Source organism: Nostoc sp. FACHB-888, from assembly GCF_014696655.1.
In the GTDB taxonomy this organism is placed as follows: Bacteria; Cyanobacteriota; Cyanobacteriia; order Cyanobacteriales; family Nostocaceae; genus Nostoc.
The window spans coordinates 58,329-75,061 of record NZ_JACJQM010000017.1; the positions used below are offsets into that span (position 1 = coordinate 58,329).

Annotated in this window: 18 protein-coding genes; 14 read left to right on the plus strand and 4 right to left on the minus strand. The window is 41.4% G+C overall.

Annotation, left to right across the window (positions count from 1 at the left end; all coding sequences use genetic code 11):
* Positions 1-179 precede the first annotated feature (179 nt).
* Positions 180-881 carry a phosphorylase gene (locus H6G26_RS13310; RefSeq protein ID WP_190729711.1) on the plus strand — a complete coding sequence of 234 codons (702 nt, stop codon included), beginning with the start codon at positions 180-182 and terminating at the stop codon, positions 879-881.
* Between the two features lie 124 nt (positions 882-1,005).
* On the opposite strand, the gene H6G26_RS13315 is transcribed toward H6G26_RS13310, so the two are convergent.
* Entirely contained in the window at positions 1,006-1,677 is a 672-nt protein-coding gene (locus tag H6G26_RS13315; RefSeq protein ID WP_190729775.1) for an ester cyclase, read from the minus strand.
* Positions 1,678-2,472: 795 nt separating this feature from the next.
* Here H6G26_RS13315 and H6G26_RS13320 point away from each other — a divergent pair.
* Entirely contained in the window at positions 2,473-4,185 is a 1,713-nt protein-coding gene (locus tag H6G26_RS13320) for a GGDEF domain-containing phosphodiesterase (protein WP_190729712.1), read from the plus strand.
* A 4-nt stretch (positions 4,186-4,189) separates the two neighbouring features.
* A complete protein-coding gene (locus H6G26_RS13325) occupies positions 4,190-4,348 on the plus strand; it encodes a hypothetical protein (RefSeq protein WP_190729713.1) in 159 nt (52 codons plus the stop codon).
* A gap of 58 nt (positions 4,349-4,406) precedes the next feature.
* Here H6G26_RS13325 and H6G26_RS13330 read toward each other — a convergent pair whose 3' ends face one another.
* The gene (locus H6G26_RS13330; RefSeq protein WP_190729714.1) at positions 4,407-5,072 is read right to left on the minus strand and encodes a LuxR C-terminal-related transcriptional regulator; all 666 of its coding nucleotides are present in this window, start codon (positions 5,070-5,072) and stop codon (positions 4,407-4,409) included.
* Positions 5,073-5,183: 111 nt separating this feature from the next.
* Between H6G26_RS13330 and H6G26_RS13335 the strand changes: the two genes are divergently transcribed.
* The 3 genes from H6G26_RS13335 to H6G26_RS13345 all read left to right on the plus strand — a co-directional run bounded on the left by H6G26_RS13335 (position 5,184) and on the right by H6G26_RS13345 (position 7,770).
* Positions 5,184-5,603, plus strand: a complete 420-nt coding sequence (locus tag H6G26_RS13335) for a DUF6220 domain-containing protein (protein WP_190729715.1) — start codon at positions 5,184-5,186, stop codon at positions 5,601-5,603.
* 46 nt (positions 5,604-5,649) lie between these two features.
* Positions 5,650-6,483 carry a sulfurtransferase gene (locus H6G26_RS13340; protein ID WP_190729716.1) on the plus strand — a complete coding sequence of 278 codons (834 nt, stop codon included), beginning with the start codon at positions 5,650-5,652 and terminating at the stop codon, positions 6,481-6,483.
* Positions 6,484-6,645: 162 nt separating this feature from the next.
* A complete protein-coding gene (locus tag H6G26_RS13345) occupies positions 6,646-7,770 on the plus strand; it encodes a site-2 protease family protein (RefSeq protein ID WP_190729717.1) in 1,125 nt (374 codons plus the stop codon).
* 93 nt (positions 7,771-7,863) lie between these two features.
* Here the strand turns inward: H6G26_RS13345 and nagA are convergent, their stop codons facing one another.
* Entirely contained in the window at positions 7,864-9,087 is a 1,224-nt protein-coding gene (gene nagA, locus H6G26_RS13350) for an N-acetylglucosamine-6-phosphate deacetylase (protein ID WP_190729718.1), read from the minus strand.
* Between the two features lie 118 nt (positions 9,088-9,205).
* Here nagA and purE point away from each other — a divergent pair, with 118 nt between their 5' ends.
* The 8 genes from purE (at position 9,206) to H6G26_RS13390 (ending at position 16,138) form a co-directional block, all read left to right on the plus strand.
* Positions 9,206-9,724, plus strand: a complete 519-nt coding sequence (gene purE / locus H6G26_RS13355; protein ID WP_190729776.1) for a 5-(carboxyamino)imidazole ribonucleotide mutase — start codon at positions 9,206-9,208, stop codon at positions 9,722-9,724.
* 201 nt (positions 9,725-9,925) lie between these two features.
* A complete protein-coding gene (locus H6G26_RS13360) occupies positions 9,926-10,705 on the plus strand; it encodes a class II glutamine amidotransferase (protein ID WP_190729719.1) in 780 nt (259 codons plus the stop codon).
* Between the two features lie 347 nt (positions 10,706-11,052).
* Positions 11,053-12,198: a sulfate ABC transporter substrate-binding protein gene (locus H6G26_RS13365; protein ID WP_190729720.1), complete on the plus strand. Its 1,146-nt coding sequence runs from the start codon at positions 11,053-11,055 to the stop codon at positions 12,196-12,198.
* 113 nt (positions 12,199-12,311) lie between these two features.
* Entirely contained in the window at positions 12,312-13,172 is an 861-nt protein-coding gene (gene cysT / locus H6G26_RS13370; protein WP_190729721.1) for a sulfate ABC transporter permease subunit CysT, read from the plus strand.
* Positions 13,159-14,034 (plus strand): sulfate ABC transporter permease subunit CysW, encoded by an 876-nt coding sequence (cysW, locus tag H6G26_RS13375; RefSeq protein WP_190729722.1) that lies wholly within the window; start codon positions 13,159-13,161, stop codon positions 14,032-14,034. The genes cysT and cysW overlap by 14 nt, the downstream gene beginning before the upstream one ends.
* A gap of 62 nt (positions 14,035-14,096) precedes the next feature.
* The gene (locus H6G26_RS13380) at positions 14,097-14,336 is read left to right on the plus strand and encodes an NIL domain-containing protein (protein WP_190729723.1); all 240 of its coding nucleotides are present in this window, start codon (positions 14,097-14,099) and stop codon (positions 14,334-14,336) included.
* Positions 14,337-15,117: 781 nt separating this feature from the next.
* Entirely contained in the window at positions 15,118-15,780 is a 663-nt protein-coding gene (locus tag H6G26_RS13385; RefSeq protein WP_190729724.1) for an NIL domain-containing protein, read from the plus strand.
* A gap of 22 nt (positions 15,781-15,802) precedes the next feature.
* Entirely contained in the window at positions 15,803-16,138 is a 336-nt protein-coding gene (locus tag H6G26_RS13390) for an NIL domain-containing protein (protein ID WP_190729725.1), read from the plus strand.
* A gap of 6 nt (positions 16,139-16,144) precedes the next feature.
* Here H6G26_RS13390 and H6G26_RS13395 read toward each other — a convergent pair whose 3' ends face one another.
* Positions 16,145-16,732 carry a Crp/Fnr family transcriptional regulator gene (locus H6G26_RS13395; RefSeq protein ID WP_190729726.1) on the minus strand — a complete coding sequence of 196 codons (588 nt, stop codon included), beginning with the start codon at positions 16,730-16,732 and terminating at the stop codon, positions 16,145-16,147.
* Position 16,733: the final 1 nt, after the last annotated feature.

Consider the following 16,733-nt stretch of genomic DNA (forward strand, 5'->3'; position numbering starts at 1 on the left):
TTGGGTTTGCGAGTTTTGGTTACCAGCAAACGGCAATATTAGTTATTGTCACTCAGATGTGGCAAAATTTTTAATACATTGAACTTGAAAAATGAAACTTGGTTCTGTGGAGCATAAGGAATTATGGTGTGATCGCCTATCTATACCCAAACGCAAACTTGAAACTGTCGAGGGGGCTAGTGTCTAATTTTTTGCCAATTAACACAATTTTGATACCTCAGGGTGCAGAATATAAAGCTGTGTGTCGCGGATTAAGCGGCATTACTGGTTCCATCCCAACGGTAGTAGCCATACCTGTTGGAATGAAGCCTTTACTCAAATACCTGCAACAATCTCAAGGAAATGGACAATTTCTGCCTCCAAAATCCAGGGTACTGATTATGGGTATCTGTGGTAGCTTGAGCGATCGCTATACAGTTGGTGATATTGTGCTGTATCAAAATTGTGTTTACCTTGGGAAACGGCAAGAATGCGATCGCACTTTCACATCACAATTACACTCTGCCATATCAGAAGAAGCCTCATTAGTCAAGTCACTGACAAGCGATCGCGTAATTTGGTCTGCTGCTGAAAAACGTCATTTGGGTGAGACTTTGGGGGCTGATGTTGTTGATATGGAAGGATTTACCGCCTTAGAGTTTTTCAATGCTGTTGGAGTTGCAGTCGCAATGCTGCGAGTAGTTAGTGACGATTGTCAGCACAATATTCCCGATCTCACATCAGCAATTGACTCTGATGGCTCCTTAAAGCCTTTCCCTTTAGCGATGGGAATGGTTCGACAGCCTCTTGCTGCAACTCGGCTGATTCGAGGTTCATTAACAGCATTAAAGGTGTTAGAGCAAGTCACAAATCGGCTTTTTTCTGGCAATAGATTGGAATAATTTATTGCAAAAATAATGGCACAAATCTTAGGCGACTTCTAGTCGCTACTACACTAAAAAAGCCCACCTAAGTGGACTAACACAAAATCAAGGATTTGCTAACCTGCGGAGATAGATTTCAAGGCTACTGATTTTGGGAATGGAAGGGACAACCCCCTGCCGTTAATTTCTGAAGAAAGACATTATTATCAAAATAATGCTCTAAAGACTCAATTTTCAAATCATCACTCACACGAGCAATACTAATTCCTACTATTTCTATGGTTTCTCCTGTGGGTGCATAGTCTTTATAGGAACCATTAAATGTTCCCCAATGTCGCCACTTAAAAGTAACATTAGGTGGCCCTGAAAGAACTTCTGTTAATTCCCAAAGAAAGCCATTAGGAAAAGCATTATGAAAAACCTCAAATGAAGATTCAAAAGTTTCTGTTCCAGAGCTATACTGCTCACTTTCACCCAAGAAAAGATTATAAGTACCTTCGACTGCAACATCCTGAGCAGTGGACTGTTGCCCTCCATTGGTACTCATTTTAAACTTATCAGTAACAATCGAAAGCCACTGTTGAGGATTAGATTTATTAGAAGCTTCCATTTCAAAATTTCGGACTAAGTTTTGTGCGATCGCTTCTAAAGAACCTTCTGGATGCTGAAATTTACTCTCTTGATGAAGAAATTCATTGGTGTAAGAATAATCTGGTCGTTTTCCTTCTCGCCACTGTACTTCTTCATCATGAGCAATGACTATATCTCTATCTTGTACCCAGAGCGGCAATTCTGTAGTTTTTTCGCTACTCATACAAGTTGATTGGCTATAAACATCGTTTTTCATAATAAAGTTTTATAGATATTAAGTAAATCAAAAAATATATAAAAGTAAAAAATATTTATAATTACACCGTTTTTCAGCTAAATGAAGTACACGGGTAGGGGCACAACTTATGCCCCTACAATAATCTGTACCTCACCAAGTTGACTTTTTGCACAAATCCAAATAATGCCAATTATCTAAGAGGCTGCACAAAATCAGGCTTGTCCAGGCTTTAACCTTAACCCGGAATTATCATAAAAAGCGAATAAAGAGGGGTCAAAAACTGATTTTGAACCTCAGTATGCTTTCAAAATTCAAGCCGGAATCCTTATTTGCTTTGATATCACATCAAGACAAACTAATAAATATTAATATAGGACTTAAGCACTGTACAAAGGAATCATCTTGTGTATCAACGTAAAAACGTTGTTTCAGGCTTTTATAAACCCCTTTTTTTGGTTGCGATCGCTTGGGGAATAATAGAAAAATCAAGTTAGAAGCGCTGAAAATCATACCTCTTATTTTGATTTTTCTGTCAATGCGTAAGTCCTATAATAGAATAACAATCAATCTAGTTACGTATTAATGCTGAAATTATTTATTAAATAAATTTTACAAAAACTTTATTGTTATAGATATTAAATAAAACACTCTATTGGGAAGCATATATATAACCTGATCAGGATTAGGTTCCATAAGAGTTAATTCCACTGAAATGTGAACTAAAAACACTTTTTTGTCAGGATAGCTCGGAACTAATTTGCCAACTATGAAACAGAATTTATGAAGCTCAATCACAAGCTCTACCTCTACTCGTTCCTAGCTAATTTTGCATGGCTCAAGAAAAGTTACACCGCTAAAATTATGTTGGTGGCATTTTTGGGCACTCATGTACCACTTTTGACTTTACTCTTGAGTTTCGTCATCTCAAACTCTTATTCTTTGGAGATGGCAACGCAAGTTATGATAATTGCTCTATTGGCGACGTTAGCGGGTACGGCTGTCACCCTCTATGCACTAAACCATCTCCTCAAACCGGTCATTTTCACATCTGCTACATTACAAAATTATCTGAACACCAAAACACTACCTGAATTGCCTACAGAATATGCTGATGAAGCGGGTACATTGATGGCAGATACCTCACAAACTCTTTACAAATTAGATGAGTTAATTAAGTACATCACTAATTATGATCATTTAACTGGATTACCTAATCGTGATTTATTCCGCGATCGCCTCCATCAGATTCTATCCCAACCTGAAAACAACCAACACCTTGTAGCTATCTTTTTGCTAAGTATTGATGATTTCACTGGGATGAGTCATGGTTTAGAGCATGAGACAACAAATTTATTGGTAAGAGCAGTTGCCCAAAGGTTATCAACCTGCACAACACAAACAGATATCCTTGCACATTTGAGTGGAGATGAATTTGCTCTTGCCCGCATAGACATTCATTCTTTTGAAAGTTTGATTAAGCTATCTCAAGTGCTGTTGAGTACCCTAAGCAAACCCTTTTCTGTAGAGGGTAACTCGATTCGTATAACCGCCAGCATTGGTATCACAATAAATAACCTAAATGATCGTAATAGCGTAGATCAACTTTTGCAGCAGGCTCACATAGCACTTTATCAAGCGAAGCAGCAAGGGCGTAGCCAATACCAATTCTATTCGCCGGAAATTAATGCTCAGTTACAGGAGCGACTGACCTTAGAAAATGAATTACATGGGGCGCTTGAACGTAATGAAATGGTGGTTTATTATCAACCTCTGATTGATTTACATAGCGGACAAGTTACAGCTATGGAAGCGTTAGTTCGCTGGCAACATCCTACATTAGGTTTGATTTCTCCAGCAAAGTTTATTCCGATCGCAGAAGCCAATGGTGCGATTGTACCAATTGGTGAATGGGTTTTGCGAACTGCTTGTGCCCAAACCCGTGCTTGGCAGCTGGCTGGATTTACCCCAATCCGGATCTCTGTGAATCTGTCATCTCGACAGTTTGAACAACCGTATCTGGTTGAGATCGTCAATCAAATTCTTGAGGAGACTGGACTTAAAGCATCTTACCTAGAACTGGAAGTGACGGAAAGCTTCTTGATGGCTAACATTGAGCGTTCAGTTAAAACCTTAAAAGAATTACAAGAACTCGGTATATGCTTGGCTCTAGACGATTTCGGCACTGGATATTCCTCGCTGAACTATTTGAAGCGCTTTCCTGTGGATATGCTCAAAATTGATCGCTCATTTGTACAAGATGTCATGTCTAATGCTGATAGCGCCGCCGTCACTGATGCGATTATTGCCTTAGCAAAGAGCCTCCGGTTGAAAATCACGGCAGAGGGTGTGGAAACTCAAGAACAGCTTGAATACCTGCAAATGCGTGGATGTGATGAAGGTCAGGGTTTCTACTTCAGTCGTCCTGTCCCTGCTGATATAATTGCCTCAATGTTGCAGAAAAGTTCTCGGCAGATAGAGATAATTGCAACATAGGTGAATGCCTAAGCCATTACAACGTGTGGTAGCGAGGCTTCCACACAAAAAACTAACCAAGATTGAGCCAGAACTTTTACTGGTTTATTTGCGATCGCCCATTGTCTGCGAAATCCTCGATCTTCATACGACTAATCATTTGACAAGATTTGTATTTTCTTAACTTGACATCAATAGCAGGATGCCCACCCCACAAAAACCATCTGTTGATTCAGCCATACCTATTTGGAAACTGTGGAAAGCTTTGCAACCATCTGAGTCCGAGATGAAACCTCAAGCTTGCGAAACATCCTTTTTAAGGCTTGCTTGACAGAGTTTTCAGTAATCCAAAGTTCAGCACTAATTTCTGCATTGGTTTGTCCTTGAGCTACCAAGTCAGCAATTTGCACTTCACGAGGCGTTAAACGCTCTGTTTGTAATAGTAATGGGTATTGCGCTCGCGCCATTGTCACCCAAGTAGAAATGTGTAGACAAAGCGCACTCAAATCTGTGAGATTTTGTGAGTTGAATACATCCATCCCTTGCTCACGGGTAAAACCTACCACCCCTACTAACTGACCATTGCTGACAATTGGCCCTGCCATAACGTGCCAGTGATCAGCGCGAGGACAAATCAACCTCCACGTCTTAGGTTCTACTACTAAAGCTTCATGAACAGGGGCATGGTGTTCTAGCAAGTAGCGTGCAACTGGATTATGTTGGGGTGATAATGCAATTTGCAGTGCTTTTTGGAGCTTGCTATTAACTAGAGGAATTTGAGCAAAGAAAAACAGCCCACCTCGTGTAGCTGAAAAATATTCACTCATTTCTGCGGATATGTGCGATCGCAATGTCTCTTCATCTTCAGCTTGAGCAATTGCATGAAATAGAGCTTTTAAGGCAATCATGATTGGCAAATTGTACCCTTTCGAGGTCTAGGCGCAGTATAGCAACCAGACCTATCTTAGCTTTAGTCACATCAAGTCTTTTCCCTTATTTGCTTTTTTTGGATTTTAAGCATGACTGTAAATTCTGGCATTGATGATACACAGATATCCGGGCGCTGGATTCAAATAAGTTTTTTTATCGCAGTAGTGTTTTTCAATCTCTGTTTAGCAATCCAAGTATTCAGTGTTGGACTGGCTTACTTTTACAACTCTGATTGGTGGAAGCTACATATTTGGCTGGTGCGAGGATATAGCGGACTCTCACTAATTTTGTTGATTTGGGTGTTTTTGATGCCGTTTCCTTCAAGAGTCCAGCGCCTGACAGCAGGTATTCCAGTGCTGCTGGGACTGCAATTTCTCACAATTCACTTGAAGACTTCTTTTCCTTTAGCAGTTTTCCACCCACTCATCGGTTTTTCCTTATTTTCTATTTCCACAACCCTAGTTCATCGAACATCGCAGATCGTATTTCCTAACCACAAGCAACGCTAAATCTCTAACTTTCAATTCTTTTAACGCTATTACAGGAGAAATATAAATGTCTCAATATGCTCATCCATCCGTTCTTGTTGATACCCAGTGGCTGGCAGATCATCTCAACGATCCAAATGTCCGCATTATTGAAGTGGATATCAGCCCAAAGCCGTACAAAAATGCTCACATACCTGGTGCTGTCTTCTGGAACTTCTTTAGAGATTTACTATTGCCCGATTTTAAAATGAATTGGGATGCGATCGCTTTTGAGAAGCTGATGGCACGTTCAGGCATCACCAATGACACGACAGTGATTGCCTATGGCAGTTATCCTGGAACCGGAGCCTGGATTTTCTGGTTGTTGCAAGTCTTTGGGCATGAAAATGTAAAAGTTCTCAATGGCGGCTACCAGAAATGGAAGTCAGAAGGTTGTCCACTGGCAACTGAGTTATCCACGTTTTCTGCTACTGATTATCGTGCCAAAGCTACTGATGCTAGTCTAAGAGTATTACATGATGAAGTTAAAGCATCAATTGGTCGAAGCGATACCGTTTTGTTGGATGTCCGAACAATTCAAGAATACTGTGGTGAGTGGTTTTTCGATCAGCCGCCAAAAGAAGGTCAACTTACTGGTCATATTCCAGGTGCAGTGCATCTTGAGCATATCTTAACTCTCAATGAGGATGGCACTTTTAAATCATTCGACGAATTGAAAAATCTTTATACCAGTAAGGGCATTACGGCTGATAAGGAAGTTTTTCCCTACTGTACTATCGGTGCGCGTTCTGGATATATCTGGTTTGTCTTGAAGTATTTATTAGGTTATCCGAATGTTCGGAATTACGATGGCTCTTGGAATGAGTGGAGTCGACTGCCTGATGTAACTATAGAGAGGTAGTGAGAGATAATTGGGATGATCCTAATATTACCAATAACCGCACCTTTACAGACGGACACCACTACCGTTAGAAAGATTAAAACCTCTTAACCTTTCGTTACACTAGAGACATCGAGAAGGACGAAAGCAAACCTCTCGAAGCTGAAATCAAAGGTGAACGACATGAATGGCACAATTCGCGTTGGTAATCTCTTCGGAATTCCCTTCTATATCCATCCGTCATGGTTTTTAGTTCTAGGTTTAGTAACTTGGAGCTATAGCAGTGGATTGGGGGCGCAATTTCCCCAATTATCTGCGGGATTAGCTTTGGTACTAGGACTGATGACAGCGCTGATGCTATTTGCCTCTGTCGTCGCCCATGAATTAGGCCACAGTTTTGTTGCGATTCGTCAGGGTATTGATGTCAAATCTATTACTCTGTTTATATTTGGCGGTTTAGCTAGCTTAGAAAAAGAATCGAAAACCCCAGGTGAAGCTTTTTGGGTAGCGATCGCAGGGCCTTTAGTAAGTTTACTACTGTGTGGTATCGTTACAGGTGTTGCTGTTACTACTACTGCATCAGGCCCGTTAGCCGCGATTCTTGGTGTTCTAGCTTCTGTTAATTTAGCATTAGCCCTGTTTAATCTTATTCCTGGCTTGCCCTTAGATGGCGGGAATATACTGAAAGCCATAGTTTGGAAAATTACAGGCAATCCTTACAAAGGTGTGACCTTTGCTAGTCGAGTTGGGCAAATCTTTGGTTGGGTAGCAATTCTTTCAGGTGTACTCCCTTTACTATTATTTGGCAACTTCGGTAACTTCTGGAACTTATTAATTGGCTTCTTCTTGCTGCAAAATGCTGGTAATGCGGCTCAATTTGCCAGAGTGCAAGAAAAGCTCACAGGTTTGACTGCTGAAGATGCTGTAACTCAAGATAGCCCGATTGTATCTGGTAATCTTACCCTGAGAGAGTTTGCCGATGAGCGAGTTATAAGTGGGCAAAACTGGCATCGGTTCTTAGTGACTGATGATGATGGACAATTAGTAGGTGCGATCGCAGTTGATAATTTACGAACCATCCCAACAGCACTGTGGTCAGAAACTCAAGTAAAAGAAGTCATGCGACCAATTACCGAATCTACCACAGTTCAATCCGATCAACCTCTGCTGGAAGTCATGCAGTTACTCGAACAACAAAAGGTATCTGTGCTTCCTGTGATTCGTGAAAATGGCGTTCTAGTTGGAATCTTAGAAAAAGCTGCTATTATCCAGCTACTTCAAAGCCGAACCCAACCTAACCCTGCATAATTCAACAAAATAATTCGTAATTAAAGCTTTGACTCCGCTCAGGTTAAAGGGAAAGGGATATAAAAAACCCTTTCCCTTTTCCTGAATTTGGAATTAGATGGGATTGATAACAACAGATAAATTCCTGCCTCCTGCGTTCTTCACCATCTCTGCGGTAAGAACACGTCGCCAAGTTAATTCTTTTGTAGTATCATCCCAATGCCAACGTAATAAATTAGCGGGTTGACTCTTGGCAATTCCTGGTAAACCAATTGCTTTTCTAGGTGCATTAGTAGCTAGTAAAATTGCATTTTCTACGTCACAAATTCCCCACTTCACCAAATTCTGCACTCCTAGCAACAAGGGTAAAGTAGTCCCCGACAAAGTGCCATCCGCCAGTCGTGCCGTACCGTTTTTAACTTCAATTTGCCGAGTATCCCAAGGATAGAAACCATCGGGTAGCCCTAGAGGTGAGAGGGCATCGCTGACAAGGAACAGCCCTTTTTCGTAATTGCTAGCGCGAAGTAAAATTTGCAGCATCATAGGCGTAACGTGTTCACCATCAGCAATAAAACCACACATCACATTAAGATGAGTAATTGCTGCCCCTAATAATCCTGGTTCGCGGTGATGTAATGCTGGCATGGCGTTGAAAGCATGGGTTACCATCGTTGCACCCTCCTCAAAGGCACGTTGCGCTTGAGCAGCTGTTGCCTGAGAATGCCCTAAACTGACGGTAATCCCCAGAGAACGCAAATATGGAATTACTTCACCAGTGGGATCTAACTCCGGTGCTAAGGTGATGACTTTCACAACATGGGCATAATCAGCTAAAACCCGCTTTACCTCGTCAATTGTTAGAGGTAACAAATACTCTGCTGGGTGTGCGCCGCGCTTTTGAAAATTCAAAAATGGCCCTTCTAGATGTACTCCCAGAATCTTGGCTCCAGCTTGTTGGCTGCGGAGAATCTCAGCAATAATAGCAAGCGATCGCTGAATATTTTCTACTGAAGTTGTCACAAGTGTAGGTAAAAATCCATCTACCCCGACATCCCACAAAAATCGTGAAATTTTCATCAGTAAGTGAGCATTTTCAGCCGATAAATCAGGAAATGCCAATCCCAAAGCACCATTAATTTGTAAGTCAACGCCGCCTAGAGAAATCCAGTCACCTGCTACATCTAGTAGGGACGCACATCTTCTGTGCATCTCTACTGTACCCATTGGCAAGATTTGCTCAATTATGCCCTCTTGGTTAACTAAGAGCATTTGCAAATCTTTGTAACCAGGCACTTTAGCATTGATAATATCTACAGGATTTTGTGTTGCTTGGGTCATCACACTGGCTAGGGAATAATTAAACCTGACCCGATTTTAAATGGAACCATCGACAATTAATCCAAAATCCAAAATCGTTCGACTGAACGCTCACGACAAGTCCAAAATTCAAAATTCTATGACTTCCTTAGTTGGTATTATCATGGGCAGCGATTCCGATTTGCCCACCATGAAAGACGCGATTGCAGTTTGTGACGAATTTGGCGTTGAGAGCGAAGTGGCGATCGTTTCTGCTCATCGCACCCCAGAACGCATGGTGCAATATGCTCAACTTGCACACCAACGCGGTATTAAGGTAATTATTGCTGGTGCGGGTGGTGCTGCCCATCTGCCTGGAATGGTCGCGTCTTTAACTCCACTTCCTGTCATCGGTGTTCCTGTACCCACCCGTAACTTACAAGGCGTAGATTCTTTGTATTCTATTTTACAAATGCCTGCGGGGATTCCTGTGGCAACAGTAGCGATCGGTAATGCCAAAAATGCCGGACTTTTAGCAGTACAAATCCTTGCAACTCAGCAACCAGAATTACTAGAAAAAGTGCAACAATATCGCCAAACCCTATGTGAATCAGTAATTGCAAAGCAAGAAAAGCTAGAACAATTAGGCTATGAGCAATATTTAAAGCAGATGTTTTAATAAATCTTAACACCAGGGCAGGGGAGGCAGGGGAAGAAGAACTATTGATTGATTCTTGAGCCATGCCCAATGCCCAATACCCAATAACCAATACCCGATTAAATTCAAGATTGAAGCGATCGCTCCAGAATCAATGCAGCATTCTGAAGTATCTTGATGCTGAGGCCTTAATCAAAAATTTAGAGCTGCAACATCCATATTATGTGTCAACTGCTCGGAATGAATTGCAATGTTCCAACGGATATTTGCTTTTCTTTTGAAGGGTTTTCTGCACGGGGAGGAAAAACGGATGATCATAGCGATGGTTGGGGCATTGCTTTCTTTGAAGGAAAGGGATGTCGAATGTTTTTAGATGCCCAACCTTCTGTTGCTTCTCCGGTAGCGGAGTTTGTTCGGAGTTATCCCATCCACTCAACCCATGTCATAGCCCATATCCGTAAAGCTACTCAGGGTGAAGTTGCCCTACACAACTGCCATCCTTTCCGCAGAGAATTGTGGGGTCAATATTGGGTATTTGCCCACAATGGTAATTTGCCAGATTTTGATCCAGAAAATTTGGGCTTTTATCAAGCCGTAGGCGACACCGATAGTGAAAAGGCATTCTGTATGATGCTAGAAACACTGCGATCGCATTTTCCCCAGGGTAAGCCTGACATCAAGGAACTGTACTCTGTACTGCAAGAAATTACTGCTGTAATTGCAAAGCTGGGTATATTTAATTACTTGTTATCCGATGGAGTCCACTTTTTTGCTTATTGCTCAACTAATCTCAGTTACATCGTCCGCCAAGCGCCCTTCGCAGCTGCCCATTTAATTGATCAAGACATGACCGTAGATTTTCGGGAGGTGACTACTGAACACGATCGCGTTGCTGTCATTGCTACCACACCTCTAACTGACAACGAAGTTTGGACACAAATCCAACCTGGAGAATTACTAGTTTTTCAGGATGGGCTGCCCTTGAAATATACATTCAGTTAAGAATAAACAGTTGCTAAATTTTTCCCATTTAGATAATTTCTAGATGGGTTTTGTTTTTCATGCTTTTCATCTTAATTTTGTTGCACTGCATTGAGAAAAGGCGATCGCTAATTAGTCATTCCCTAGCAATTTGCTTGATCCATTAGGTAGCGAATTATGATGACAACTTGAGAGTTGAAAATAAAACAATTGTAATTCCTCACAAAACTGGTAGAATCACCATATTCTTGATAAAGAATGTGAGGTTTTTTGGTGTTTGCAACTACATATATGGAATCATCCAGTATTATAAACACTATATAACTGTATTCCCATCAATTATTTGTAGATTTAGTGGAGGAAATGGAATGAGTTTGTGGCAACGCCAACTGAAAAGATTAGAAGCAATCGCTGAACATAGAATTAATCGGTTCAGACTGAATTCGCTCAAAGGCTTTGTATCACTCTTTTTGGTAGGGACTGCTTTGAGTGTGGCGCTTGCTGCCTGCTCTGGTGGAAGTGCGAGTAATTCTTCCTCTGAAACCCCTAGTGCTAACCCTGTTGCTGCAAGCAAGGATAATGTTGAGCTAACCCTCGTTTCTTTTGCTGTCACCAAAGCAGCTCACGAAGCCATCATTCCTAAGTTTGTAGAACAGTGGAAAAAAGACCATAACCAAACTGTCGTCTTCAGGCAAAGCTATGGCGGATCTGGTTCCCAAACTCGCGCCGTTATCGATGGTTTGGAAGCAGATATTGTCCACCTGGCACTAGCTGGAGACACCCAAAAGATTGAAAAGGCTGGATTGATTCAACCAGGATGGGAGAAAGAAGTTCCCAACAATGGTATTGTCTCCAAATCTGTAGCGGCGTTAATAACTCGTTCAGGTAATCCTAAAGGCATCAAGACCTGGGAAGATTTGGCGAAAGATGATGTAAAAATGATTACTGCTGACCCGAAAACGTCAGGCATTGCTCGCTGGAATTTCTTGGCACTTTGGAACTCTGTAATTAAAACTGGTGGTGATCAAGCTAAGGCTACAGAATTTGTCACTAAGGTTTACAATAATGTGCCAGTTTTAACTAAAGATGCGCGGGAAGCCACTGATACATTTGCCAAGCAGGGTCAAGGGGATGTCTTAATTAACTACGAAAACGAAGTTATTCTGGCACAACAAAAAGGCGAGAAAGTTGATTATATTGTTCCCGATGTGAATATATCTATCGACAACCCGATCGCAGTGGTAGATACAAATGTTGATAAACACGGAACCCGCGAAGTTGCTGAAGGATTTGTCAAATTCCTTTATACTCCAGAAGCACAGGAAGAGTTTGTAAAATTAGGATTCAGACCTGGAAATGAGGAAGTAGCCCAAAGTAAAGCAGCTACAGATAAATTTCCCAAGGTGAAAACTTTGGGTACAGTTGCAGACTTCGGCGGTTGGGAAGCGATTGATCAGAAGTTTTTCGCAGATGGGGGTGTATTTGACAAGATTCAAGCCCAAAAGAAACGGTAACTAAATAATTCGTAATTTGTAATTCGTAGTTCGTAGAGTGTGCGTAAGTCCTATAGTAATTACGAATTAACAATTACGAATGCGAACAAAAAACTTCTTTTGAATTTTAAACTATGACAACTGTATCTCCTTCTTTAGAAGTTGAACGCAAAACGCCATTCTGGAAGAGATTGGGGCGGGTTCCCTGGACTTGGCGAATCACCATAGGATACCTGACGGTGATGTTGTTTATCCCCATAACTGCCATGTTCCTGAAAGCGAGTACGGAACCTCCGACGAGATTTTGGGCGATCGCAACCAGTGATATTGCATTAGCCACCTATAATGTCACTTTTGTTACAGCGCTATTTGCTGCCTTCCTTAATGGCATTTTTGGGACTCTGATTGCTTGGGTTTTGGTTCGCTACGATTTTCCTTTAAAGCGCTTGATTGATGCCACAGTAGATTTACCTTTTGCACTGCCAACTTCGGTAGCAGGGCTAACTTTGGCAACAGTTTACAGCAATAACGGCTGGTTAGGTTCTTTACTAGCACCTCTAGGGATTAAAGTATCTTTTACTCGCACGGGAGTAGCGGTGGCAATGATATTTATCTCACTACCTTTTATTGTGAGAACTGTGCAACCTGTGCTTCAGGAAATGGAACAGGAAATAGAAGAAGCTGCTTGGTGTCTGGGTGCTACTCAATGGCAAACCTTTTGGAAAGTGATTTTGCCACCTTTATTTCCGACAATTTTAACTGGTGTAGCCTTGGGTTTCTCTCGTGCAGTTGGGGAATATGGTTCGACTGTGATTATCTCTTCCAATACGCCCTATCAAGATTTGATCGCACCTGTGTTGATTTTCCAGCGATTAGAGCAGTATGACTATTCTGGTGCAACAGTAATTGGCATAGTTTTACTATCAATTTCATTGGTACTACTATTGGCAATTAATTTCTTACAAGCATGGGCAAGGCGATATGACACTCGATAAGCCAAGTTTTCACTCATCTGCATCTGATACACATACGCCCAAGGCTAAAGAGCAGAAAAGTTGGGTACCAATAGTTTTAATTGGTATAGCGATCGCCTATTTAGCCCTAGTTCAATACATCCCGGCAATCAACGTTTTCACCCAAGCTTTTAGCAAAGGAGTTGGGCCATTTCTTGCCAACTTGTCGCAACCAGCTTTTCTCCATGCAGCTTGGCTAACACTGTTGCTGGCTTTAATTTCTCTGCCTGTGAATACTGTGTTTGGGCTATGTGCCGCTTGGGCGATCGCTCGTCATAAATTTCCTGGACGCGCCGTAGTTTTGAGCATTATTGACCTGCCATTTTCCATCTCGCCCGTAGTGGCAGGATTGATGATTGTGCTTCTTTACGGACGCAATGGCTGGTTTGGCCCTTGGCTTCAAGCCCATGATATCAAGATAATCTTTGCCTTTCCAGGTATGGTACTGGCTACAGCCTTCGTGAGTATGCCCTTTGTGGCGCGGGAAGTAATTCCTGTTTTAGAGGAATTTGGTAAGGATCAAGAAGAAGCTGCTAGAACTCTAGGTGCGAAAGATTGGCAGATATTTTGGCGCGTCACCTTGCCTAGTATCCGTTGGGGTTTACTCTATGGTTTAATTTTGACCAATGCCAGAGCAATGGGTGAATTCGGCGCGGTTTCGGTCGTATCTGGCAACATTGCGACCCAAACCCAGAGCCTACCACTGTTTGTAGAAGATGCTTACAAACAATACGAAACCGAAGCTGCTTTCTCTGCGGCTGTACTGTTAGCATTGTTAGCAGTAGTAACCTTAGTACTGAAAGAGATTCTGGAACGGAAAACCCGCATTAAAGATCTTGAATAGGTTCGGCATGGGGCATGGTTTATTAATTATTCTAGTCCCTAATCTTTTTGATGGTGAAAATCATGACTAGTGAAAATACACTTACCAATAAACGGATTCGATTAAGAATTCCCAAGGACTATCACCAAGAACCTGTAATTTCTCGCCTGGTATCTGATTATGGCCTGACTGTAAATATCACCGCAGCGATTTTGGGAGCCAATGCCGTTGGCGATGGTTGGTTTGACCTTGAATTACAAGGAACAGATGCACAGATTCAGAGCGCACTAACTTATCTCCACGAATTGGAGTTGGAAGTCTGAGATGACACTAAAGCAAGTGATTGGTAAAATCAAATGCAGGTGAAATTAAATTACTTTGAGCTTACTAACGCTTTTTTATGACTCTCACGAAATAAAAATCAGAAACCAATGTTTCTGATTAGTTTTTATAAATTTAAGCGTAGGTTGGGTTGAACAAAGTGAAACCCAACCTAAAAATATTTTATTTTTTCATAGTAATAAAAGAAAGTATTTAACGATCGCTCTCTGGAAAAAAACTTTTTGGTCTACTGAGATATGCGATCGCCCAATAGCCAATCAATTAATTTAAGTTAAAAAACTTTAAAATTGCGTTTCAATGTTTTGGAAACACTTAAACCAATTCGCAATTCGCAATTCGCAATTCGCAATTACGTTTTGTGTCGGGGTCTAAATTCCCGTCATAAAACGCGCTGCTTGATAGAAGCAGGGGACTCAAACCCCTAAAGTTTGTTAAATATTATTCTGCAATACGCTACTACAGATGTATTGAATTGTCAACAGCAGTATATAATACTCAAAATAAACTGAGTTAGTTACGTGCATTTACTCATTGCTTTTTTGCGATCTTTGTGAGAATCTCCTTTACATAACAAATAAATGCATTAAATCGATAGCGTTACCGTAGTTTAATAGAAGCCAAAAATATGAAAATCTCTATGAGGCTGAAATTCAAGGAAGCACAGTTGAGTTGCAGGGGTACGGCATTAGCAAAATTCTCTGCCGAATCTAAAGATTGCATAGGCACAGCCTACCGTAAGTATCGCTATTGGGAATTAATCTGATGCCTCAGAGCAAATGTGTAGAACCCGCTTCAGTCCTAAGTCGAATTCTCGTGCCTCAGAGGTATCACAGGCAACCTGTAATTTCGCGGCTGGTGTCTCGTTATAGTTTAACCGTCAATATCAAAGCTGCATCTCTGACATCAGACAATGACAGCGATGGCTGGTTTGATTTGGAGCTTTCTGGAAATCCCCAAAAACTGACAAATAGCCTATCTTACTTGCAAGGATTGGGAGTGAATTTATTGGAATTAGCGATCGCTACCCAGATTCAACCCAACCAACAATCTTTAACTTTTCCACATCCAGCTAGCATGAGTCCCAAAAACTCTGCATGGCTGACAAATCAATGGCAAGAACAATTCCAGCAATGGATTTCTCTGGGCCAAACTAGTCGATTGCGCTTGCAACTGTGCGTCTTAAAATCTTATTACGAAGAACCGGTGATTTCCGAGTTAGTTTCTCGTTATGGACTAACAGTCAATATCACCAGTGCTACACTCCAACCCGATACGGAAGATGACGGTTGGTTTGATTTGGATTTGTGGGGGAGAACAAAGCAACTCTACTCTAGCCTGAGTTATTTAGAAAAACTGGGGCTACCAATTTGGCTAGATTTGTCTAGCGTTTATAGCGATGTCTACGACGGGCTACGCCTACGCTAATTAATAAAATAGTCACTACCCAATGGCAGCATTAAATAATCAAACCAATTCTCAAACCAGATTATTACTGGTTTCTTCAGTCTATACAAAAAGCCAAGTTACTCAGATTCGTCTGCGGATACATATTCCCAAGTACTATTTGCAAGTGCCTGTAATTTCGCAACTAATTTCTGTTTATGGCTTGGTAGTTAATATTACTAAGGCTCTGCTACAACCAAATGTAGATGGAGAAGGATATTTTGACATTGAACTTCGGGGAACAGCGCCACAAATTTGTAGCGGTCTGGCTTACCTAGAATCCCTAAATCTAAGAATTGTGGGCAAGCCGAATGCTGACGGCGATGGCTGGTTTTGCTGAAATAATCTAAATTTCATAGTACCAAATTTCTTCTTCTCGCAGCACAATTCGATGCAAGGAAAGACGAGCGATCAGGCCCTCTTGCTCAAACTGCCCAAGAATACGAGTGATAGTCACACGCGTTGAACCGAGCATTTCCGCGAGGTCTTCGTGAGTCAGACGCATATCTATTAAACGTCCTTTTTCAACTTCCGAACCAAACTTTTTGGATAACCATGCCAACAGCTTGAGCAGCATAGTTTCAACTTTTTTATGGCTACGAATAACCATCAATTCTTGAGCCTGTTGGATATGGGTAAGTAGAGTTTCTGTTAGTTGACTCCATTCCTCTAGAGGTAAAACCGTCGCCTCTACTTTAGTTAGGCATTCCATTTGGTAAGGATCTAATTTTGACAAAGCCTTACCAACAACATCTCCAGGGCCCCACAATCCCAGCGCGACGGTTGTACCATCTTCCAGATAGGTAAAAGTCCTGATAAAACCCGTTTCAATCTTCCAAAGTCCGTTTTCATGCTCTGGCAAAAATGACCGACGTGCAAAAACTTCTTTGGTACTACTGCATGGGTTAGGAATAACTGTGTATAAAGACACCATA